The following is a 20898-nucleotide window of genomic DNA, read 5'->3' on the forward strand; positions in this document are numbered from 1 at the left end:
GGTTAGCGTTCAACTTTTTTCACTAAGCTAAATTTCCCAGTTTGGCCATCCCCACTCATTTCAATCTGGCCAACGTAAAAGAAGCGTTGCAGCACTTCACCCTCAGGTGTAAAGCGAATTTCTCCAAGAGGTGTTTCATAGACTCCCTTGAGAATCTCTTTATTTAAGGCTTGACGCAGCTCTCCAAGGGGCACCTCCGACAAGTTCTTTTCTTGGGATAGTCGCGCTAAGGCATCCGCAAAGACTTGAACTGCCGTAAAGGCTTGGGCACTAAACTGAGAGGGAGTGTGGCGATATTTGGCTTCAAAGGCCTTGCGGAACTTGACATTCATTGGATCGGGGTTTTCGGGATTATAGGCTTGGGCAACCAAAACGCCATCACAAAGGCGACGACAAACGGGGAAAATGTTGACGGTATTGACACCGTTGCCTCCCAAGATTAACCCTTGGTAGCCCAATTCCCGCAATTGGCGAATGAGATTGCCGCCGTCCGCTGCCAAACCGGAGATGACAATTAGATCAGGCTTGAGATTGAGGGTGGCGTTGATCTGTGCTTGAAAATTGGTATCCGTGGTTTGGGTTTGCTGAACAGTGACCAGTTCAAGCTTGGGATTCTCGCGAATCGCTTTTTGAAAAATCTCCGTTTCTGAGCGACTAAAGGCATCATCTTGGGCAAAGAAGACGGCGACGCGGCGAATGTTGGGATTTATCTCAAGGGCCGCTTGAATCGCCGTGGGAGCCACCACATCTACCCCTGCAGAGACACGACTAATGAAGGCACCGATTTGCGGAATACCACGGGCAGTGTTGGAAGGAGCCACCACGGGGACACCGGCTTGCTCAGCAATGGGATCCGCACTAAAGGCTTGCTGCGAGAGAGTGGGGCCGACAATGCCAATCACGCGATCGCGATTGATCAAGGTTTGAAAGACATTGACTGCTCCAGCTTCATCACTGCCCGTATCCTCAATCACCAGCCGTAGGGTATGCCCCTTGATCTGGCCTGCTTGGTTGAAAAACTCCCCGGCAACTTGTACTCCCTGTAGGGACTCTTGGCCGTAGAGGGCAGCATTTCCCGTTTGCGCAAGGGCAACCCCAAGGGGCAAGGAATTCTTATCTATTGAGGGAGACTCGGTTGCCGTACAGCTACTGAGGGCGATCGCTCCCAACGCGAGCAATAACCAGCGATACTTTCCCACGAATTAGACCCGTGCCTCCAAGGACTTTAGGTATTCCGTATTTACCCCAGATTCGCGCACAAGGGCGATTTTTCCTGTGCGGGCAATTTCGCGAATCCCGAATTTATTGAGCATTTGAACAATGGCCGCCATCTTGCCGGGATCACCGGACACCTCAATGATCAGGGAATCATCGGAGACATCCACCACCTTGGCGCGGAAAATTTGCACCAGTTCCAAGATTTCAGAGCGGGTGCTAGCTGTGGCATTCACCTTCAGGAGCATGAGTTCCCGTTCCACACAGGGAATCGTCGTAATATCCTGCACCTTGAGAACATTGATGAGTTTGTAGAGTTGCTTGGTCAACTGCTCAATGATGGCATCATCGCCAGGCACCACCATCGTAATGCGGGAGATGCCAATTTGCTCTGCAGGGCCAACCGCCAAGCTTTCAATATTAAAGCCACGCCGTGCAAATAAGCCGGCAATGCGAGTGAGCACACCCGCCTCATCTTCCACCAAGACCGATAGGGTATGTTTCATACTGGGATTGAATCTTGCTGCCATCCTGGGATGCTGACTCTCTCTAGTTTAGTGGACAAGCCGACACTCTGCGAAGAGGCGATGGGCAATGCGAAAGAGTTCCTGTCCGGTGTGCAAATAGCGATCGTCGTAACTGTGGCTAAATTGCTCTAGCTCATCGAGACCATCCACCAGTTGATTCAAACAGTAGTAGAGGTGGGCTGCCACCTTGGCCACGGCAGCGGGGTTGGGTTGGGCTTGGAAGGTGTAGCGGGCGCGGGTGAGGGCACGGCGACAGTCCTGCAAATAGGTCAGAAACTGATCCATGAGGTCATCATCAAAGGGATCGGCAGCCAGGGCGTCAATTTGCCGGGGGAGCGATCGCAAGACCGCTTCAATAATCCGGCTGACGGGGTTATAGGTCAGCGTCAGCCATTGCTCTAGCTCGCGATCGGCGGCTTGGGAACGTTGAATATTGGGTTTGGCGCTGGTTTGATGAATGCGGTGCTGGGCATCATAGGCTCGCCGGCACTGCTCATCCCCCAAGATTTCATAGGCGGCGTTAATAGCGGCCATTCGCTCATGGCTGGCGCGATCGCTGGGGTGGTAGTCAGGATGATACTGCTTCACTAAACGCCGATAGGCTGCCTTAATTTCAGCTTGGGTTGCCGTTACTGCTACCTGTAGCGTCACATAAGGATTGGACTGAGACATGGAAATTGCAAGAAACCCTTCCATAGTTTAGGGTAGAGTGCTGATTTGGCGGTGTCGAGAAAGAGTTGTCTATGGAACTGCAAAAACGTCTCGGGGGAGTCAACATTTATCTGGTGGGCATGATGGGGGCTGGAAAAACCACCGTTGGTCGGCTCTTAGCACAACGCCTAGGCTATGGTTTTGTGGATACGGATGCAGTGATTACCGAGTTTCGTCAACGCCCCATTCGCGAGATCTTTGCCCAAGAGGGGGAGGCTGCCTTTCGGGAGTTGGAACAACAGGTCTTGGCACAAGTCTCTTGTTATCATCATTTAGTAGTGGCCACAGGCGGCGGCATTGTCCTAAACCCGATGAACTGGAGTTATCTGCGTCATGGGATTGTGGTCTGGCTCTCTGTGCCCCTTGCGGTTCTCTGTCAACGCCTACGCCACGACCAGGAACGTCCGCTTTTACAGGAGCAGACCCTAGAGGAGCGCCTGGGTGAATTGCTGAAAACGCGGCAACACCTCTATGCCCAGGCGGATTTGGAGCTAAATATCACGGCCAAAGATACCCCTGAAACGGTGTGCGATCGCCTCTGGGAAACCTTACCGAATATTTTGAAACCCACTGAGCCATGTTAGAGGTTTTAGCGATTCTTTCAGCGGCAGCCGCCGGCGGGTTACGATTAGCCCTTCCCCTCCTCTTGATTGGACTTTTACAAGGAGAACAACTCTGGTCACAGGTGCCTCTGTTGCGTCACCTTTCTCCCTACTGGGTGGTGGGGGTATTAACCGCTTGGTCGTTTGTGGAGATTTTCTTGGCGGGCAATCTTTGGGGCTACCGTCTAATTGTCCTTGTGCAACTGTGCTTTAGCCCCCTTGTGGGTGCCCTCCTAGGCATCACCGTAGCCACAGCAACAGAAACCCCCCAATGGCTCATCGGTACCCTCAGTGGTCTTTTTGCCTTTGTGTTGCAATTGGTGCAGGTGGGCTGGTTTTATCGCCTCGGGAAACTGCCCCGTTGGGTGGTTGTCGGACAGGATGTTCTGTGCGTCCTACTGATCCTCTTTGCCCTTAAGGCGCCAAAGCAGGGTGGGTTGATTGCCCTACTCTTGTTGTGGCTAGCCGTTCGCAGTGCCAAGGATTGGCAGCAACGCCATCGGCGCTCTCGTTATCGGCAGCGAAGTTCCTAGTACTTATGTTAAAGTCGCTCTAGCGTGGTAGGAGGATGTGGATGTGAACCAGCAGGCATTCATCGCAACAGCAATGATCAGTGCCGCCCTTACCAGCGGTGCTGCCTTTGCCATGCCTTCCGCCCTACAGCAACTTGTGCAAACCAATGCTTGTCCCGGCTGTGATCTGCAGAATGTGGATCTACGGGGCTATAACTTGGCGGGAGCGAATTTGCGTGGTGCTAATCTTCAGGGCGCTAACCTGCAGGATACCAACCTCATGGTGGCCAATTTGGTAGAAGCAAATCTGAGTAATGCCAACCTCACCGCCGCTTATTTAGAACGAGCCAACTTAGAACAAGCTAATTTGAGTGGTGCGAACCTTAGCTATGCAATTTTGCGCCATAGCCGTGCCTTCCGTGCCGATTTCAGCAACAGTAATTTAACAGGAGCTGATGTGCGTTACGCCGATTTTCGCCGCGCCCGTCTCGACGGTGCCAGCTTTGAACAGGCAAATATGCAGTGGGCACGGTTAAACAATGCCACCGTCAGTCAGACCAACTTTAGCGATGCTTACCGTCCCCGCATGCCCTATCGCCTCAATCTCTACTGACGGCGGGGGGTGTGCTCATCAGTTCGTAGGGAACCTTTGTGCCCCCAAGACCACAGTAGCCATTGACATTGCGGTGGAGATACTGTTGGTGGTAGGGTTCGGCAAAGTAAAATTCAGGGGCTGGCAGAATTTCGGTGGTGATCGTGCCGTAACCTGCAGCTTTTAGGGCTGCTTGGTAGCGATCGCGACTAGCTTCTGCAAGGGCTTTTTGCTCGGGGGAGTAATAGTAAATCCCGGAGCGATATTGCGTCCCCACATCATTGCCTTGGCGCATGCCTTGGGTGGGGTCATGATTTTCCCAAAAGACCTTGAGCAACTCCTCATAGGTTACTTGCCGGGGATCAAAGACCACGCGCACCACCTCATTGTGACCCGTCATGCCCGTGCACACCTCTTCATAGGTGGGGTTGGGGGTATAGCCGCCTGCGTAGCCCACCGCGGTCACATAGACCCCTGGCACCTGCCAAAACTTGCGCTCAGCGCCCCAAAAGCAGCCCATGCCAAACATGGCCAATTCCATGCCTTCGGGATAGGGAGGGGTGAGGGGGCGGCCGTTCACCAGATGTGCCTTTGGTACGGGCATGGGTTCTGCTCGGCCGGGCAAAGCCTCACTGGGGCTGGGCATGGTTAGCTTTTTGAATCCAAAGAATCCCATGGCTAATGTCCACTGAATGTTTCTCTTACAATTGTGGCAATGTTGAAACCCTTGTGCCAGTTTCCCTATTGCTTAGCCGAGGGTCGTTGACGCTCCCATTCTTCCAAAGGACGCTGGACAGCATTTTTGAAATCTAGGGGAACTAGGGTCACCGTCATTTTTTCGCGCGGTTCCGGGGGAGGGTCAATTTCTGCATAGAGTTTTAGACTGTCAAACGTAGGATCGCCCAAGCGCAGACGGTGCTGCTGGCCGTCTTTGAGGGTGATCTCTATAGTGGCCATGGGGGGAGCGAGGCCATATTCCCCAGCGTTTTTTGTAGGTACTTCAAAAGAGCGATCGCGCTCCCCTGTGGTCAGCAGGTTTAATAGAAAGACCACAGTCCCCTCCTCGGCGGGGGTTTGCTTGCCTCGATCAATGACCCAGTTGCCGGTCTCTAACTTTTTCAGATTCAGGCTGTACTTTGGACTCACGATTTTGAGTGCCACCACCGCTGCCTCTTGAAAGTGAAAGAGAGGTTTTTTTGCCTTGGCGTTGGGGGCATTGGGTCTAGGCAGTTGTTCCTCAAAGAGATAGAGACCACCCCCCAGAATGGCCGCCGTTGCCAGCAGCACAAGTGTTTTCGTGCGGATGCCCGTTGCCATTCTCTCTTGCTTCTCCCCTTGCGGAGCAGAAATACCTCAAGCTCCCTGGCGCAACTTCTCCAGCACTGAGCGATCTTCCAATGTTGAAGTATCCCCAGCCACCTCTTGACCAGCCACGAGGGAGCGCAGGAGCCGCCGCATGATTTTGCCGGATCGCGTCTTGGGCAGCGCATCGGTAAAGCGAATTTCTGCCGGCCGCGCCAAGGCACCAATTTCATTGACGACGTGCTGTTTTAGCTCCTGTTGGAGGGCATCGCTGGGGGTAGCCGATCCTTCAAGAATGACAAAGGCCACGATTTCTTCCCCTTTAATTTCGTCGGGTTTACCGACCACCGCGGCCTCTGCAACCGCAGGGTGGGAGACCAATGCCGATTCAATTTCCATTGTGCCCAAGCGGTGACCAGACACATTGATCACATCGTCAACCCGTCCCATTACCCAAAAGTAGCCATCCTCATCCTTGCGGGCACCATCGCCGGCAAAGTACACGTATTGGCCATCGCGCGGCGGAATGTGTTCCCAATAGGTGCGGCGGAAGCGCTCCGGATCGCCATAGAGCGTGCGCATCATCCCCGGCCAAGGGTAGCGAATCACCAAATAGCCCCCCTCATTGACGCCCACGGGATTTCCTTCTCTATCCACAACATCCGCCAAAATGCCCGGAAAGGGTTTGGTGGCAGAACCGGGCTTCATGGGAATGGCGCCCGGCAGTGAGGTAATCATGTGCCCCCCTGTTTCCGTTTGCCACCACGTATCCACAATTGGGCAGCGTTCACCGCCAATAACGCGGTAGTACCACATCCATGCTTCGGGGTTAATGGGTTCGCCCACCGTTCCCAATAGGCGAAGGGAGGAGAGATTCCGCGATCGCGGCAGGTGTTCTCCCATTTTGATGAAGGCACGGATGGCCGTGGGAGCGGTGTAGAAAATCGTGACGCCATACTTTTCAATGACATCCCAGAAGCAGCCGGGGTTAGAGGCGCGGGGTGCCCCTTCGTACATGAGGGTAGTTGCCCCATTGGAAAGGGGGCCATAGACAATGTAGCTGTGACCCGTAATCCAGCCCACATCCGCGGTACACCAATAGACATCGCTATCTTGCAGGTCAAAGACCCACTGCGTGGTGATGTGGGTGTAGAGGTTATAGCCGGCGGTGGTGTGCACAACCCCCTTGGGTTTACCCGTGGAACCGGAGGTGTAGAGAATAAAGAGCATGTCCTCACTGTCCATGGGTTCGGCAGGACAGTCGGCACTGACGCCCTTTTGCAGATCGTGCCACCAGTGATCGCGACCGGGCACCATCGTCACCGGCTGTTGGGTGCGCTGCACCACCAAGACATTTTCAACACTGGGAACTGCCTCATGGGCAAGGGCTTTGTCCACTTGATCTTTGAGGGGCACAATGGCATCTTTGCGCCAGCCCCCGTCAGCCGTGACAACCAGTTTGGCTTGGGCATCCAACAGGCGATCGCGCAGAGCTTCGGCACTAAATCCGCCAAAGACGACAGAGTGGGGGGCACCAATGCGGGCACAGGCCAACATGGCAATGGCTGCTTCGGGAATCATGGGCATATAAATGCCGACGCGATCGCCCCTTTTCACCCCCAGTTGCTTGAGGACGTTAGCAAATTGGCACACTTCGCGGTGTAGTTGGGCATAGGTAAGCGTGCGACTATCGCCGGGTTCTCCCTCCCAGATCAAGGCCGCTTTATTTTTGCGCCAGGTCTTGAGGTGGCGATCCAAGCAGTTGTAGGTAATGTTAATTTTGCCGTTGACAAACCATCGGGCATGGGGCGGTTGCCAATCTAAGACTTGATCCCAAGGTTGAAACCACTCTAATTCCTGCTGAGCCAATTCGCCCCAAAAGGCGGCAGGATCAGCTTTGGCCTTTTCATAGAGGGCATTGTAGGCCTCAAGGGAGTTGATCCGCGCCTTGGCCACAAAATCGGCGGGGGGATAAAAAAGGCGGTGTTCCTGCAGAATGGACTCAATTGTGGGCTGACTCATCCGTTTTATCCGTGGCAGCAAGATCTATGATAGGGGCGATCGCTTAGCGTTGAACCCAATCCAGACCAATCCCCCGCGCCATCATCGCTGCCAAAAAGGGAATGGCACTAAGAAAAGCTAGTTCAGCCCGAATCACCCACGTTAAGCGCTGCACAGTCGGCAATTCTAGGGTGGGCGCTTTCTCTTCTCGCAACGGTTTAATCCACAGCAAAAAGGAGATTGTCGGATACAGCGACAACAGCCCCACCAAGATAAATAAGCCCACCTTGAGGTGAAAGACGGGGTTGGCTAAGTAATACTCGCTGCCCTTGCCAAAATAGAGTACCCGCAAAATGCCCGTGACAAGAACGGTCACCGCGGCAAGGCCATAGAGGGCATCGGTGATCACCAATCGCCAAGCCTGTTTGAGGTCTAAATCTTTGCGTAGGGTGAGGTGCTCCACAACAAGGGCAGCAAAAGCCACCATAAAACTGAGATAGTGCAGATAGGCGATCGCGGCACTGCTCCAAAGGGCGTTCATCCGAAATTTTCCTTGGCGAGTGAGAGACTTTGCAAAAAGAGCTGTACCTATCCTAGGGGGCAGCACCGAGATGTGCAAGCGCCAAGCCCCAGAGGTTTTTAGGGGTTAGCCACGGCGCAGATCTTTGGCCATGGCGCGAAAGAGATCTAAATTGGGATCATTGCGGCGGCGTTCCTGTTCTTCTACGGGAGGCGTCACCACATCACTGACGCTGGGTTCGGGTTGACTCTTGTTTTGTTCTTCGGGATTCACTTTTTCAATGGAGGAGACTAACTCCACGACTTCTACTTTTTCTTCAGTACCGCTAGTAGCAGGGAACGTTTTTTTCACAACCTTGGGGGTACGCATGTACTCGATGTTGCCGTAGGTCTTGGCTTCATCGGGATCAAGAAAAAAGTCTTTACTCGGTTGGGCATCGGCTTGCTTGCCCCGACGGAAAAGGCGATCCAAAAATCCCATAGCGGAATTGTTACCTTTTGTGAAGAAACCGCTAATTAGTTTACAATATGGTGTCGAAGAAAAACCATGGGAAATGACACCGGTCGCTGGCGATCGCCTGCTCTAGTGAGATAATCAATTTTGGTTGTTCGGATATTCTATTTATAAACTGTTTTTATTCTACCTCTACTCATTACGGGGTAGGCAAGCAACGGTGCAGCACTTTCTTAAGGGGCAATTTTTCTCTTCTAAACTCGCCAAGACCTGAATCCTCATGGTAGGTTAACAGTTGAAATGCCACAGGATGCAGGACTATGCACGCCAAAACCAAAGGGGAATCGCTCGTCCGCTTACTGGATGTCGGGAAGGCCTACCGTCAACCTAACGGTCAGGTCATTAGCATTATGGAAAATATTAACCTTGAATTGCGCACAGGAGAAATTGTTGCACTCCTAGGGCCATCGGGATCCGGTAAGTCAACCCTGATGCGGATTATTACGGGTTTGGTTGCGCCTACATCTGGGCAAGTCTTATACCGCGAGCAGCCAATGCGGGGCTTGAATCCAGGGGCGGCTGTTGTCTTCCAAAGTTCAGCCCTCTATCCGTGGCTAACGGTTTTGGAAAATGTGGAGCTGGGGCTAAAGGCCTTGGGAGAAGGCCCGCGATCGCGCCGCCGCAAGGCACTGCAGATGATTGACATTATCGGCTTGGATGGCTTTGAAAACGCCTACCCCAAGGAACTGTCGGGAGGGATGCGGCAGCGGGTGGGCTTTGCGCGGGCCTTGGCGGTAGAACCAGAACTCCTGTGTATGGATGAGCCATTTTCAGCCTTGGATGTGCTGACGGCGGAGAACCTGCGCTTTGAACTTCTCGACCTGTGGTTAGAGCACAAAATTCCCACCCAGAGTATCTTGATTGTCACCCACCATATTGAAGAGGCGGTCATTCTCGCCGATCGTATTATTGTGTTGGGGAGCAATCCGGGTCGGGTGCGGGCAGATTTTCCGGTGACCCTGCCCCACTATCGCGATCGCAAGAATCCGGAATTTCAAGCCACCGTAGATCGCATCTATAAAATTCTCACCAACCCCCATGTGGATGAATTGGAGCAACTGGAACCCAAGCCGGCCACCCTGCCCACCCGTCAAGAACCACGTTATCCACTGCTGCCCCATGTGCGCATTGGCTCGATTGCCGGTTTATTAGAACTCCTTGAACATCGCAAAGAAGACCTCTATCGCATTGCTCAGGAGCTGCAACTGGAACTAGATGACATTCTGCCCATTGTCGAAGCTGCCCAGATGATGGAACTGGTGGAACTCAAGGAAGGCGACATCAGCGTGACCCCTATTGGCAATGCCTTCATTCAGGGAGACATTGACCAGCGCAAGCTGATTATTCGCCAGCAACTCCTTAAGCATATCCGCCTTGTGCAGCAGATTCACACCTTCCTGATGGCCAAACAAAACCATCGCATCCCTGAGAGCTTGGTGCTCGATATTCTAGAGCGGCACTTTACGCCCCAAGAAGCCGATCGCCAGCTGAATACCGCCATTGACTGGGGACGCTACGCCGAACTCTTTGGCTATGATGAACCCGCTAAGGAAATTTTCCTTGAAACTAGCGAAACTGAGGAGCCGTTGCCCCTTGAAACGACTGCCGTTTGAGAAGAATTGCCTACTGAGCTTGCCTTTGGCTAAATTCCTCTAATGCCTCCATCACGTGGGTGGCATACATCAAAGCAGGACCGCCGTCCATCGCCACGGTCACCATCAGCGTCTCCATAATTTCCTCAGGGGTTGCGCCCGCGTGCAAAGCAGCACGGGTATGGAAGGCAATGCAGCCGTCGCAGTGCTTGGCCACGCCGATGGCTAGGGCAATCAACTCTTTGGTTTTGGTATCCAGTGCCCCCGGTGCGGAAGAGGCACGACTGAGACTATAAAAAGCTTTCATGGCATCTGGCATTGCCGCTGTTAGTTTTGCGGTGTAGGACTTGATATGGTTGATTTGCTCGGTGTACATCGCTGTCTTCCCAACTTGCTGTTGCTTCTATCGTCGTCGCTCAATCAGGTTATACCGCTGAAACTTCAACGTTTTTTCTTCTTCATGTCCCTTTGACGACGGGAGCAGCTTAGGGAATGATTGAGGGGTTGAGCAACATTCAGGGTGTAGGTATGCAACTTGGATGGGTGAGCACGGCGGGTCTTTTCAGTGGATTACTCCTGATGCTGGGATGTCAAGGGGTAACAGGATTACTAGCATCCCTAGAAACACCGCCAGCAGTGATTCCCTCGCCAGCAAACCCTCTGTACACAGCTGTGAATGAGTTTGGCCAGCCCCAGTTTCAAGTGGATGGGCGCAGACTATTTCGCGATCGCCCCCTCCCTTCGCAACGTATTAGTACAGCACCTACGAAATTACTCCAAGTATTGCGCAACACCCGCCACTATTTTCAAGAGTTTGGTGAGACAGATGTCGTTGCCCAACGGGAGGGGATTCTTGCCATTAAAGGTGTCACTTTAGCCCAAGTCCTTGACACGCTGGACTTTATGATTGCAACGCTGACAGAGGACATTAGTGGCAAGCGCCCAATCCGTTTGCAAGATCCAGCATTTATTAATCAGCACTTTCGCGTGATCCAATGGCTGCCCCACAACCCCCGCAACCCGAATCAAACGGAGGAATTGCGCCTGACCAACTATGCGGTGTTTACCCATCGCGGCTCGCGCACCCGCACAGATACCTACAATACAGCTCTTTATGCCTTGCCGCCTCGCCTTCCCGATCAACCGGAGAGCCTATTTTATAGGCAATTCACAAAGCAGCAAGTACTCGCGGGAATTTTTGAACCCGGCGGTCCTTTCTATGGACGGGTGCAGCCCTTGGCCTACTTGACGCGCGCCGCATTTGAAGATGCCCTGATGCAAGGAACGATTCTCGTTCGATTTACCGACGGTAGCCAAGCCTTTTTTAATGTGGATCGCAACAATGGCATTCCCTTTGTGAAGGGAGTTTCTCCCCACGAGCAGCGACGCTACTGGTATTTTCGTGAAGTGGCGGCCATTAAGGGCTACGGCAGTACGATTGAAAACAAAATCAATATCGAACCGGAGGTGACCTTTGCCGGAGATGTCTGGAATATCGGTCTGGGGCGAGTCGTGGTGATTGAAGATGCACGGGGTACTCCCCCAAAACTGCGCCTTGGCGTCATTGCCGATACGGGGGGAGCCTTTGTCCCCAATCTCTATCAGTTGGACTTTTTGGCGGGCATTTTTCCTGACCGTGCCAGCTATCAAGCGGCTGCCCGTCGCTTGCCGAACTATGTCCATGCCTATATCTTGATTAAAAAATAGCCCTAGCGCTGTCCTAGGAATTTATGGGTTTGGGGCACAACGCGCACATTGCTCAACCGTGCCTTTAACTGCGCTTGCCACGCGAGGACTTGAGCGGGGGTGGGTGGAGGGGTACAGCGACCGGTACCTACGGGCGTTACAGGTTGCAAAAAGACCGGAATATGGGGGTTTACGCTGGCCACAAGAGCACTGAGCCGATCGAGATCGGCAGGGTCGGTGGTTTGGGAAATAATCACTTTGCAAAAGACCTCGACAGGGGCGCGATCGCACAGGCGCAAAAAAGCTTCATGGGCTGACCAATGGCACTCACCACTGACGCTCGGCAGCTTAATGTCCATGCCGACACTGTCCAGATAGGGAAGAATCAGTTCCAGTGCCGCTGGATGATGTCCGCCGGTCTCAAGGTAGAGGGATAGGGAGCTGCTGGCCTTGAGCAAGGGTAAAAATTGTGCCAATGTTGCTGCATAGAGGAGGGGTTCACCGCCAGTGAGGCTAATACTGTCATGGATGGGCGGCGTGTTGAGGTGCTGGACAGCTTCGAGAATGTGGGCGGCAGTAACGGGATTGGGAATCCGTTGAAAGTGGCGATCGCCCGCGTGTTCTTCAATCAGGGCATGGCGGGGAACAAACCATGTGTGGGCACTGTCACAGTAGGTGCAGCGGAGATCACAGCCCGCCAAGCGAATAAAAACTTGCCGACACCCCACATTGGCGCCTTCCCCTTGAATGGCTGAAAATATCTCTACCAAAGGCAGCGTAATCCGCGCAAGGGAGGAATCGTTGTTAGTCTGCTGCTCTTTTACAGAAATCACAGGGGATGTGCAAGCCCGATCACAATTGAGCCTTCTTTCCGATAGTACCTTAAGGATAGTTAGCGTGTTCAGTAGGTAAATGCGATGTCTGCCCACCGTTTTGGCCTTTTGTGGCTATTGGTCGGTACCTTGGCAATAGGAACAAGCGCCCTGCCGGTTATCGTGCCCTTGTTACCTGCTGTTGCCCAAAATCCCGCTAATCAAGCCGGTGAGTTCGATCGCTACATGCAGCGGGGCTACCAGCTAACTGCTAAGCGGGACTATCAATCCGCTTTGGTGAATTTTCGCCGTGCCCTCAGCTTGCGTCCCGGCGATCGCTATGCCCTCACGGCTATCAGTAATGTGGAAGCCTATCTTGCCCGCGATCGCTACGCTGCCCAATCGCGTAACCGTCTCACCTTTGTGCCCCCAAATCGCGGCATGCCGGGGCAACGAGTCGCAGGTGCCACCCGCTTTGGTGAGTGTACCCAAGGCTCCCTGAGCAAAATTGTCGCCCTTGTTCCCGATAACAACTTGGGGATGACGGCGGCGGCCAATCCCAGTCTCTTTTTCTTTGTTCCCCAAACCACAGCAAAATCGGCAGAACTGCTGCTGCTCTCGGAAGCCGGAGAACTCTTGTTGACTCAACAAGTGCCCCTCAGTGGTAAAGCAGGGATTTTACCCGTGACGGTGGATGCCGCTAAGGTGAAGCTGCAACCGGGGCAAAAATACCAGTGGATCTTCTCCCTTACCTGTAGGCCCAATGAACCGGATGCCAATCCCTTTGTCAGCGGCTGGATTGAGCGGGCTGAGCTAGACAGGAACCTTGCCCAAGTAATCACCGCCATGCCACCGACCGATCGCTTGCCCCTTTTGGCCACTAGTCAACTCTGGCATGATACCTTAGCAACCCTTGTGGAGCTACAGCGAAGCAATCCCAATAACGCCGCGATCAAACAGCAGTGGCAGGATGTGCTCAAGAGTGCGGGCATTGATCCGCAAATTGTCAATATGCCCCTGTTGCGCTAGCAGCTCCTGTGCCGATATTGAGGGCGGTTGGCTGACCCCCAAATCCCAGATCAAGTTGCACTAGGATAAAGGATAGGCTGCATTCACAGGAGCGTGCGCCATGCTAAAGATAGCTCAATTGCCATTTCCCCTTTGGCTAACCGGTATTGTGCTCCTTGGAGCGATCGCCCCTCTGCCTGCCTTGGCACAACGGGCAGCAGGTGACATTGTGATTATTGGCAACTCCCCCGCTGCCTGGAGCCGTAATCAACGCTACTGGAATCATCTGCTCAATCTTTCAAGTGCAACCGCAGCCCCTTCTGCGCCGACAACGGCGGGGACTCCCCAAGAAGTTGACCCCAAGGCTCTAGAACAACAGCTTCTACGCAATATCCGCGTGGGTCAGCCGCAGCTTCAACCTGTACTCAAGTTGCCGGGGTCCTCGGTGGTGACCGGTACCGTGACGAACAATAACCGCCAACCCGTAACCATCCAAGCCATTAACTATGAAGTGGTGGGTGCCAACGGCGAGCTTCTGCAAACGGGTGCGGCGACCCCAGAACCGGCAACAGTCGCTCCCGGTCAGACGGTGACATATCAAAAAATGCTCCCTAATGTGCCGGCGGATATCGGAGCACAGGTGCGGTTGAGTCAGCCAGCGGTAGTGCTGCAAGGGGGTGTCTAGACTTCGCCTCGGCATTACCGGGGGGATTGCCTGCGGTAAATCTGTGGTGGCTGCCTACTTGCAGCAACGCTATGGGCTGCCCATTGTGGACGCCGATGTATTAGCGCGGCAGGCAGTTGCCGTCGGGACTCCTATTTATCAAGCCATCGTTGATCGCTATGGGCGTGAAATTTGTTGTAGGGATGGTACTATTAATCGCCGGCGTTTGGGGGAAGTTGTCTTTGCTCAGCCCCAAGAGCGCCAATGGCTAGAGGCGCAAATTCACCCTTGGGTAATTGCCCAGATGGAGCGAGCAATTGATACCTGCGATCAACCCCTTATTGCTTTGGTGATTCCCCTCCTCTTTGAGGCTCACCTTGAGGAATTCGTGGATCGCATTTGGGTGGTGGCCACCACCTCTGAGCAACAGTTGGCTCGTCTGCAGCAGCGCGATCGCCTCTCTGAAGATGCAGCCGCCCAACGCATCGCCAGTCAACTGCCCTTAGAGGAGAAGATTCGGCGGGCAGACACGGTGCTTTGGAATACAGGGAGCCTTGCGGAACTCTACCGTCAGGTGGATCAGGCCTTTGTCCTACTGGGCAGGAATGGCGAGGGAAGTTAGCCCCATTGTTACCTGTTGCAGGAAACTTTCTGGATGAATGGGCAGGGGAATGTAGCGATCCACCCCCTGATAGTTCCCCTCTGATCCCAAAATAAAAATTTTGAGTTGCTCTGGGGGACAGCGTTGCCGCAGCTGATCCACTAACTCTTGCACATCACCATAGCTAAAGGGTTCTGCAAAGAGGACAGCAATGGGCGTGAGTGCCAACAGCCGCTCCACTTCACCATCCACCAGCCAAATCACTTGATAGCCCGCTGTGGTCAAAATGGAACAAATCAGTGTGGCGGTGGGTTCATCCTCACTCACAAGAACAATCCGCCCTGCAGGTTCGACAAGCACATCTGTTGTTGCAAGGGGCGGGACATCCAGCTTGACTTTGGGGGGGTCTGATAGGGGTTCTGAAGGGATTGCCGGCAGCCCGACGGTAAAGGTACTGCCTTGGCCTTCAGTGGAGTCCACCTCAATCCAACCCTGGTGCAGATCAACCCACTGCTTGGTCAGGGCTAGGCCTAAACCTGCTCCAGGATAGGCGCGACCAAAGGAGCTATCCAACTGCTGAAATTTTTGAAAGAGCAAAGGTTGCAAGTGAGCAGGGATACCAATGCCATTGTCCTGCACTTGAAAAATGAGTTCGTCCTCTTTCCACCATGCCCGCAGAATGACTTCCCCCTTTGCAGGGGTGAACTTAATGGCATTGCTGAGCAAGTTAATGAGAATTTGCTGGATGCGGCGGTAGTCTCCCCAAAAGCGATCGCGACCGGGGGGAATCATGAGTTGGTGGTGCAGGTTGACCTGATGGCGATGGGCTTGGGGTTTGACGACTTCTATGCAGTCTGTACACAGTTGCCGAATCGAAAAGGTGCTGCGATGCAGGTGCGATCGCCCCAGTTCTGCCTGACAGAGATCGAGAATACTGTTAATCAATTCCAACAGATGGGTGCCGCTCTCGTGGATAATTTCTAGGTATTCCCGCTGTTTTGCCGTCAGCGGGCCAAGGGGCCAGCGCAACAGGGTGGCGGAAACCCCAATAACACAGGTCAGGGGAGTGCGCAGTTCGTGACTCATGGTGGCCAAGAAGTCGTTTTTAATGCGGTGGGCAGCTTCCATGGCACGAAGAGCTTCCCGCAGCGCTTGGGTGCGCTCGTTAACACGCTGTTCGAGGGTGGCCTTTTGCTGTTGGAGTTCGCTGTAGAGTTGGGCTTGATAGATGGCAATGCTCAGATGTTGACTGAGGTGGGTGAGAAACTCAATTTCTTGGGGCTGCCACTGCCGCGGGCGATCGCACTGGTGGGCAATGAGCACCCCCCAGAGTTTGTCTTGCACAATAATTGGCACAATTAACCACGCCCGGATGTGCCAACGGGCAGCAAACTCCTGGAGACAGGGCACTTCTTTGTAAAACTGCTCAATGTTGCTCACAACAATGGTTTCGCCGCGGGTAAGGCGCTGATAGCTACTCGTGGGCAAAGCTGACCACTGCCAGCATTGATCCCAAAGTCCAAGGACAGAGGGAATACCCCCATGGCGGCAGGATTCATAGGTAATTTTCCCGTGGAGTTCTCCTTCGGTGGAGCTGAATTGCCCCACCAGTAGGCGATCCACATCCAGAAACTCGCGAATGCGATCGACGGCTGTTTTTAGCAGTTCTGGCAGTTCAAGACTCTGGCGAATCTGAGTCGTCACCTGATGGAGCAATCGTTCTTGGGCTTGACGCTCGTTGAGGGCTGCGGTGACCAAAGGTTGACAGGTTTCACACTGAGCCGTTGCTTCTTCACTGAGCACGGCCATAAGGGCGATCGCCAGATCGGTGGGCAACATCTGTTCTTGACCGTTCAAGGTGGTGAGTTGCTGCAACACAGTGCGGATTAGGGGGCGGTGCTTCACAGGAGCTTGGCTACGGATTTTGCGCAAGAAGCGGGCGATCGCCCCAGGGTTAGTGAGAATTTCTACCCGATAGGCACCCATCTGGGGCACGGGGTCTGCCTGCAACAGCAGCGCAAATGTCTGGGCCACAACAAGGAGAAAAGGGGGGTCAGCAGAGGCGATGAGTTCTTCACGGGTAAGGACGGTTGCTCCGCGATGGCTTGCTTCTGCAAGCAGGACGGTGGCAATTCGCTCGTAGAGAAATGCTGGTAAAATTCGATCAAAGACGGGCTGGCGCATTGTTTTTTAAGTTCAATCCTGGATCGGTTCATCGCAGGCAGTGGCATCACCGTGCGGGGTGCGATCGCTAGAGGCTTTTCCCATTAACTTCCGTTGTAACGGCTCAGGGAAGACAGGGGGGAAAGCCCACCAGTTTTTTTAATAATTCTTGTCAAGGTATGCATCGAATTCTTACATTGAATGACCTGACTGTTGCCACAGATAACAGCGATGTTGCATTTCTACAGCAAAGCAGTGCTCCCATCGTTATTTTAACGGCAGCGGATACGGATATTGCTCTGCTGGCGCAAGCCTACCGCCAACTGCCCAAGGACTTTCCGCCGCTGCGCCTCGCGAACTTATTGCATTTACAAGCAGCAGCAGCCATTGACGACTATGGCGATCGCGTCCTAGCTCAGGCCGACGTTGTTGTGATTCGCCTTTTGGGGGGACGGGGCTACTGGAGCTATGGCCTAGAGGTGGCGCAGCAAGTGGTCGGCGATCGCGGGGGGCAGTTGATTCTCCTACCGGGGGACGATCGCCCCGACTTGGAACTCATGAGCCTCTCCAGTTGGCCGCTAGCACGGGTAGATTGCCTGTGGCAATATTTTTGCGAGGGAGGACAGGAAAATATGCAGCGAGCCTTGGAGTTTATTGGCCACTACGGCTGTGGCTGGGGTCAGCCCCCCCTGCCCCCCCAAAGAATTCCCCGCTGGGGTTCCTATCCAATTCAAGGGGAGATAGGCGAGAATTGGCCTCAGGTGGGTATTCTCTTTTACCGCGCCCACTACTTGGCGGGCAATACCGCTGTGATTGATGCCCTTGCCCAGGCCTTAATTCAGCGGCAACTGGCACCCCTAGCCGTGTTTGTCTCCTCGCTGCAAGATGCAGAAGTGCAACGGGAGCTACTGGCGGCATGGCAGGGCAAGGTGGAATTAATTCTCAATACCACAGGGTTTGCGATCGCCAAACCCCAGGAGGTTCATCTTTGGCAGCAGTTGGATGTCCCCGTTTTCCAAGTGATTCTCAGCAGCAGTCCCTACGAGACCTGGCAACAACATCCCCAGGGTTTATCGCCGCGGGATCTCGCAATGCACGTGGTCTTGCCGGAGGTGGATGGCCGCATCATTACCCGCGCAGTTTCCTTTAAGACCGTGTCGCAAATCCAATCTGAGGTAGAAACGACCATAACCACCTACACTCCGGCCGGCGATCGCCTGCAATGGGTCAGTGAGCTGGCGGCCAACTGGCTCAACCTCCGCCGCAAAGCGCCCGCTGAACGCCGTATTGCCCTAATTTTGGCCAACTACCCCTGTCGCGATGGTCGTCTTGCCAATGGCGTGGGTCTGGATACCCCCAACAGTACCGTAGAGCTGCTCAAGGCACTTCAGAGAGCCGGCTATGATCTCGGCGCTCATCCCCTCCCTGCCGATGGCGATGCCCTCATTCAACACCTGAGCCGCTTCTGCACCAACGACCCCGAAGGTAATCAGTGGCGGCTGCCCCGCTACACTCTCCCCCTTGAAACCTACCGGCGCTATTTTCAGGCTCTGCCAAGGGCGGCCCAAGAGGCCATCAACCAACGCTGGCCCTTTCCCACCGCGGATTTACCCATTGCCGGCAACTGTTGGGGCAACATCTTTGTTGGTGTTCAGCCCAGCCGAGGCTACGATCGCGACCCCAGCTTGAACTACCATGCCCCCGACTTGGAACCCACCCCAGACTATCTGGCCTTTTACTTTTGGCTGCGCCATGTGTTTGAAGCAGATGCCATTGTCCATGTGGGCAAACACGGCAATCTGGAATGGCTCCCCGGCAAAAGCATTGCCCTCAGTGAGACCTGCTTTCCAGAAATTGTCCTAGGCCCTGTGCCCCACTTTTACCCCTTTATTGTCAACGACCCCGGCGAGGGTGCCCAAGCCAAACGGCGCGCCCAAGCGGTGATTTTGGATCACCTGACGCCGCCCCTTACCCGCGCCGAGTTGTACGGTGGCCTAGAGACCCTCAGCCACTACATTGAGGAGTACTACGCCGCTGAGCAGTTCGATCGCCCCCGCTTAAACCGCCTGCGGCAGCAGATTGAAGCCCTGGTTAAAGAACTGGATTTAGACCAAGAAATTGCTGCCCCCAATCCAGAGGAAACATGGGCCGCATGGCTGGCGCGCACCGATGGCTACCTCTGCGATTTACGGGATGCCCAAATCCGCGATGGCCTGCATATCCTTGGCCAATGTCCCCAAGGGCAACAGTTGCGGGATTTGATCATTGCTATTGCCCGCAGTCCCAGCTCAGAGCATATCGGTCTCACTCGCGCGCTGGCTCAAGACCAAGGAGTAGATTTAGACCCGCTCACCGCCGATCCAACGGCTCCCAGTCCTGTCCCCGGCTATCGCTCTGTGGGGGAGTGGCAAAATGCCCTAGAGGTGGCGGCGGCAAACCTAGTGGAGGCTCTGCTCAACGGCACCCCAACCCCCCCCTGTGGTCGGGCAACCCAGCGGGTACTGGATTGGATTTGCAGCGTACTCTACCCTGCCCTGCAGCAGACTCCCCAGGAAATTCAGCACTTGCTCCATGGCCTCAATGGCGGCTACGTCCCCAGTGGCCCTGCCGGTGCCCCGAGTCGGGGCCGTCCCGATGTCCTGCCCACCGGACGGAATTTCTATGCAGTGGATCTGCGGGCGGTACCCACGGAGGCGGCTTGGGCGTTGGCGGAGCGATCGGCAGCGGCACTTATTGAACGCTACTGTCAAGAGCACGGAGAATTTCCGCGCACCCTTGGCCTCTCGGTATGGGGCACAGCCACCATGCGCACAGGGGGCGACGATATTGCCCAAGCCCTTGCCCTGCTGGGGGTACGGCCGGTGTGGGAAGGCACCTCGCGGCGGGTCGTGGATTTGGAGGTGATTCCCCTATCGCTGTTGGGGCGACCACGGGTAGATGTGATGCTGCGGATTTCCGGCTTTTTCCGCGATGCCTTTCCCAATTTAATTGCCCTCTTCGATGAGGCAGTGCAGCGAGTGAGCCAATTGGAGGAACCTCCGGATCAAAATCCCTTGGCTGCTCAAGTGGCTAAAGAAACTGCCTACTGGCAACAGCAGGGTCTTTCTCTAGAGCAAGCCCAACAACGGGCGCGCTTTCGCATCTTTGGCTCCAAACCCGGTGCCTATGGCGCTGGACTGCAAGGCCTCATTGAAGCGCAGAACTGGCAGGGGGATGAGGATTTAGCCCGCGCCTACATCCACTGGAGTAGCTACGCCTACACCGGGGAAGGGCGGAGCCACAATGCGGCTGAAGCCCTTGAGCAACGTCTCAGACAACTGCAAGTGGTGCTGCAAAACCAGGACAACCGTGAGCATGATCTATTGGACTCCGATGATTACTACCAGTTTCAGGGGGGTCTGACCGTGGCGGTGCGATCGCGATCGGGGCAGCAACCCACGGTTTACTTTGGCGATCACTCACGGCCAGAACAACCCAAAATTCGCACTCTTCAAGAAGAACTACTGCGGGTCTATCGCTCCCGTGTGGTCAATCCCAAATGGCTGGCAGGCATCCAACGCCATGGCTACAAAGGCGCCTTTGAAATGGCAGCTACAGTAGATTATCTCTTTGGCTATGCCGCCACCGCTCGCTGTGTGCCCGACTATGTGTTTGCTGGTGTTGCTCAGACCTACTTACTCGATGGGGAAATGCAAGCCTTTGTGGCGCAGCACAATCCCTGGGCCCTGCGGGATATGGCTGAGCGACTCTTAGAAGCAGCTCAACGTCAACTGTGGCAGACACCCGATCCGCAAATTTTAGACCGCCTGCGATCGCTCGCTCTAGAGGCCGAGGGTCTAATTGAACAACTGTAGTAGGCGTTCTCCGTTCTCACCTC

The 20898-nt window shown here is 54.4% G+C and carries 20 protein-coding genes; 9 read left to right on the forward strand and 11 right to left on the reverse strand.

The genetic code is table 11. The annotated features are described in order from the left end of the window. Nucleotides 1-2: 2 nt before the first annotated feature. The 3 genes from Q0711_RS06625 to Q0711_RS06635 are packed head-to-tail and all read right to left on the reverse strand — an operon-like array spanning nt 3 to nt 2414. On the reverse strand, nt 3-1199 hold the full coding sequence (locus tag Q0711_RS06625; protein ID WP_298611571.1) for an ABC transporter substrate-binding protein: 1197 nt from the start codon (nt 1197-1199) through the stop codon (nt 3-5). 3 nt (nt 1200-1202) lie between these two features. Beyond that, nucleotides 1203-1721, reverse strand: coding sequence for an acetolactate synthase small subunit (gene ilvN / locus Q0711_RS06630; RefSeq protein ID WP_298611574.1), 519 nt, complete (start codon nt 1719-1721; stop codon nt 1203-1205). A 48-nt stretch (nt 1722-1769) separates the two neighbouring features. After that, nucleotides 1770-2414 carry a J domain-containing protein gene (locus Q0711_RS06635; RefSeq protein WP_298611568.1) on the reverse strand — a complete coding sequence of 215 codons (645 nt, stop codon included), beginning with the start codon at nt 2412-2414 and terminating at the stop codon, nt 1770-1772. Nucleotides 2415-2485: 71 nt separating this feature from the next. On the opposite strand from Q0711_RS06635, the gene Q0711_RS06640 reads away from it, so the two are divergent. The 3 genes from Q0711_RS06640 to Q0711_RS06650 are packed head-to-tail and all read left to right on the forward strand — an operon-like array spanning nt 2486 to nt 4180. Further along, entirely contained in the window at nt 2486-3037 is a 552-nt protein-coding gene (locus tag Q0711_RS06640; protein ID WP_298617453.1) for a shikimate kinase, read from the forward strand. Further along, nucleotides 3031-3588, forward strand: a complete 558-nt coding sequence (locus Q0711_RS06645; RefSeq protein ID WP_298617451.1) for a DUF4126 domain-containing protein — start codon at nt 3031-3033, stop codon at nt 3586-3588. The genes Q0711_RS06640 and Q0711_RS06645 overlap by 7 nt, the downstream gene beginning before the upstream one ends. Nucleotides 3589-3631: 43 nt before the next feature. Continuing rightward, nucleotides 3632-4180 carry a pentapeptide repeat-containing protein gene (locus tag Q0711_RS06650; RefSeq protein ID WP_298611559.1) on the forward strand — a complete coding sequence of 183 codons (549 nt, stop codon included), beginning with the start codon at nt 3632-3634 and terminating at the stop codon, nt 4178-4180. Here Q0711_RS06650 and msrA read toward each other — a convergent pair. From msrA to Q0711_RS06675, 5 genes are all read right to left on the reverse strand, one after another. Next, nucleotides 4167-4835 carry a peptide-methionine (S)-S-oxide reductase MsrA gene (gene msrA / locus Q0711_RS06655; protein WP_298611556.1) on the reverse strand — a complete coding sequence of 223 codons (669 nt, stop codon included), beginning with the start codon at nt 4833-4835 and terminating at the stop codon, nt 4167-4169. The genes Q0711_RS06650 and msrA overlap by 14 nt on opposite strands. 65 nt (nt 4836-4900) lie before the next feature. Further along, nucleotides 4901-5476, reverse strand: a complete 576-nt coding sequence (locus Q0711_RS06660; RefSeq protein WP_298611553.1) for a DUF4340 domain-containing protein — start codon at nt 5474-5476, stop codon at nt 4901-4903. Between the two features lie 36 nt (nt 5477-5512). Further along, a complete protein-coding gene (acs, locus tag Q0711_RS06665) occupies nt 5513-7483 on the reverse strand; it encodes an acetate--CoA ligase (RefSeq protein WP_298611550.1) in 1971 nt (656 codons plus the stop codon). A gap of 43 nt (nt 7484-7526) precedes the next feature. Next, nucleotides 7527-8003: a DUF2214 family protein gene (locus tag Q0711_RS06670; RefSeq protein ID WP_298611547.1), complete on the reverse strand. Its 477-nt coding sequence runs from the start codon at nt 8001-8003 to the stop codon at nt 7527-7529. Nucleotides 8004-8108: 105 nt separating this feature from the next. Beyond that, the gene (locus tag Q0711_RS06675) at nt 8109-8462 is read right to left on the reverse strand and encodes a hypothetical protein (protein WP_298611544.1); all 354 of its coding nucleotides are present in this window, start codon (nt 8460-8462) and stop codon (nt 8109-8111) included. A 293-nt stretch (nt 8463-8755) separates the two neighbouring features. On the opposite strand from Q0711_RS06675, the gene Q0711_RS06680 reads away from it, so the two are divergent. Further along, nucleotides 8756-10108 carry a nitrate/sulfonate/bicarbonate ABC transporter ATP-binding protein gene (locus Q0711_RS06680; RefSeq protein WP_299042044.1) on the forward strand — a complete coding sequence of 451 codons (1353 nt, stop codon included), beginning with the start codon at nt 8756-8758 and terminating at the stop codon, nt 10106-10108. A 10-nt stretch (nt 10109-10118) separates the two neighbouring features. On the opposite strand, the gene Q0711_RS06685 is transcribed toward Q0711_RS06680, so the two are convergent. After that, a complete protein-coding gene (locus Q0711_RS06685) occupies nt 10119-10463 on the reverse strand; it encodes a carboxymuconolactone decarboxylase family protein (protein ID WP_298611539.1) in 345 nt (114 codons plus the stop codon). Nucleotides 10464-10615: 152 nt separating this feature from the next. Between Q0711_RS06685 and Q0711_RS06690 the strand changes: the two genes are divergently transcribed. Continuing rightward, the gene (locus tag Q0711_RS06690; RefSeq protein ID WP_298611536.1) at nt 10616-11794 is read left to right on the forward strand and encodes a hypothetical protein; all 1179 of its coding nucleotides are present in this window, start codon (nt 10616-10618) and stop codon (nt 11792-11794) included. Nucleotides 11795-11796: 2 nt separating this feature from the next. On the opposite strand, the gene Q0711_RS06695 is transcribed toward Q0711_RS06690, so the two are convergent. Further along, the gene (locus tag Q0711_RS06695; protein WP_366142473.1) at nt 11797-12603 is read right to left on the reverse strand and encodes a 7-carboxy-7-deazaguanine synthase QueE; all 807 of its coding nucleotides are present in this window, start codon (nt 12601-12603) and stop codon (nt 11797-11799) included. An 87-nt stretch (nt 12604-12690) separates the two neighbouring features. Here Q0711_RS06695 and Q0711_RS06700 point away from each other — a divergent pair, with 87 nt between their 5' ends. The 3 genes from Q0711_RS06700 to coaE all read left to right on the forward strand — a co-directional run bounded on the left by Q0711_RS06700 (nt 12691) and on the right by coaE (nt 14879). Then, nucleotides 12691-13614: a DUF928 domain-containing protein gene (locus Q0711_RS06700; RefSeq protein WP_298977503.1), complete on the forward strand. Its 924-nt coding sequence runs from the start codon at nt 12691-12693 to the stop codon at nt 13612-13614. A 100-nt stretch (nt 13615-13714) separates the two neighbouring features. Further along, nucleotides 13715-14278 carry an FxLYD domain-containing protein gene (locus Q0711_RS06705; protein WP_298611527.1) on the forward strand — a complete coding sequence of 188 codons (564 nt, stop codon included), beginning with the start codon at nt 13715-13717 and terminating at the stop codon, nt 14276-14278. Continuing rightward, nucleotides 14271-14879, forward strand: coding sequence for a dephospho-CoA kinase (gene coaE / locus Q0711_RS06710; RefSeq protein WP_298977559.1), 609 nt, complete (start codon nt 14271-14273; stop codon nt 14877-14879). Before Q0711_RS06705 ends, coaE begins: the two co-directional genes overlap by 8 nt. On the opposite strand, the gene Q0711_RS06715 is transcribed toward coaE, so the two are convergent. Continuing rightward, nucleotides 14850-17042 (reverse strand): ATP-binding protein, encoded by a 2193-nt coding sequence (locus Q0711_RS06715; RefSeq protein ID WP_298617448.1) that lies wholly within the window; start codon nt 17040-17042, stop codon nt 14850-14852. The genes coaE and Q0711_RS06715 overlap by 30 nt on opposite strands. A 158-nt stretch (nt 17043-17200) precedes the next feature. On the opposite strand from Q0711_RS06715, the gene cobN reads away from it, so the two are divergent. Then, a complete protein-coding gene (gene cobN, locus Q0711_RS06720; protein ID WP_299042050.1) occupies nt 17201-20875 on the forward strand; it encodes a cobaltochelatase subunit CobN in 3675 nt (1224 codons plus the stop codon). Nucleotides 20876-20898 lie beyond the last annotated feature (23 nt).

It is taken from the genome of uncultured Thermosynechococcus sp. (genome assembly GCF_937958135.1).
Taxonomy (GTDB): Bacteria; Cyanobacteriota; Cyanobacteriia; order Thermosynechococcales; family Thermosynechococcaceae; genus Thermosynechococcus.

Excerpts from the sequence above, each read along its gene's own strand:
- Q0711_RS06660 (WP_298611553.1), bottom strand. The coding sequence starts at position 5,476 with ATGGCAACGGGCATCCGCACGAAAACACTTGTGCTGCTGGCAACGGCG.
- Q0711_RS06635 (WP_298611568.1), bottom strand. The coding sequence starts at position 2,414 with ATGTCTCAGTCCAATCCTTATGTGACGCTACAGGTAGCAGTAACGGCA.
- Q0711_RS06715 (WP_298617448.1), bottom strand. The coding sequence starts at position 17,042 with ATGCGCCAGCCCGTCTTTGATCGAATTTTACCAGCATTTCTCTACGAG.
- Q0711_RS06705 (WP_298611527.1), top strand. The coding sequence starts at position 13,715 with ATGCTAAAGATAGCTCAATTGCCATTTCCCCTTTGGCTAACCGGTATT.
- cobN (WP_299042050.1), top strand. The coding sequence starts at position 17,201 with ATGCATCGAATTCTTACATTGAATGACCTGACTGTTGCCACAGATAAC.
- Q0711_RS06690 (WP_298611536.1), top strand. The coding sequence starts at position 10,616 with ATGCAACTTGGATGGGTGAGCACGGCGGGTCTTTTCAGTGGATTACTC.
- acs (WP_298611550.1), bottom strand. The coding sequence starts at position 7,483 with ATGAGTCAGCCCACAATTGAGTCCATTCTGCAGGAACACCGCCTTTTT.
- msrA (WP_298611556.1), bottom strand. The coding sequence starts at position 4,835 with ATGGGATTCTTTGGATTCAAAAAGCTAACCATGCCCAGCCCCAGTGAG.
- Q0711_RS06680 (WP_299042044.1), top strand. The coding sequence starts at position 8,756 with ATGCACGCCAAAACCAAAGGGGAATCGCTCGTCCGCTTACTGGATGTC.
- Q0711_RS06685 (WP_298611539.1), bottom strand. The coding sequence starts at position 10,463 with ATGTACACCGAGCAAATCAACCATATCAAGTCCTACACCGCAAAACTA.
- ilvN (WP_298611574.1), bottom strand. The coding sequence starts at position 1,721 with ATGAAACATACCCTATCGGTCTTGGTGGAAGATGAGGCGGGTGTGCTC.
- Q0711_RS06700 (WP_298977503.1), top strand. The coding sequence starts at position 12,691 with ATGTCTGCCCACCGTTTTGGCCTTTTGTGGCTATTGGTCGGTACCTTG.
- Q0711_RS06645 (WP_298617451.1), top strand. The coding sequence starts at position 3,031 with ATGTTAGAGGTTTTAGCGATTCTTTCAGCGGCAGCCGCCGGCGGGTTA.
- Q0711_RS06670 (WP_298611547.1), bottom strand. The coding sequence starts at position 8,003 with ATGAACGCCCTTTGGAGCAGTGCCGCGATCGCCTATCTGCACTATCTC.
- Q0711_RS06640 (WP_298617453.1), top strand. The coding sequence starts at position 2,486 with ATGGAACTGCAAAAACGTCTCGGGGGAGTCAACATTTATCTGGTGGGC.
- Q0711_RS06675 (WP_298611544.1), bottom strand. The coding sequence starts at position 8,462 with ATGGGATTTTTGGATCGCCTTTTCCGTCGGGGCAAGCAAGCCGATGCC.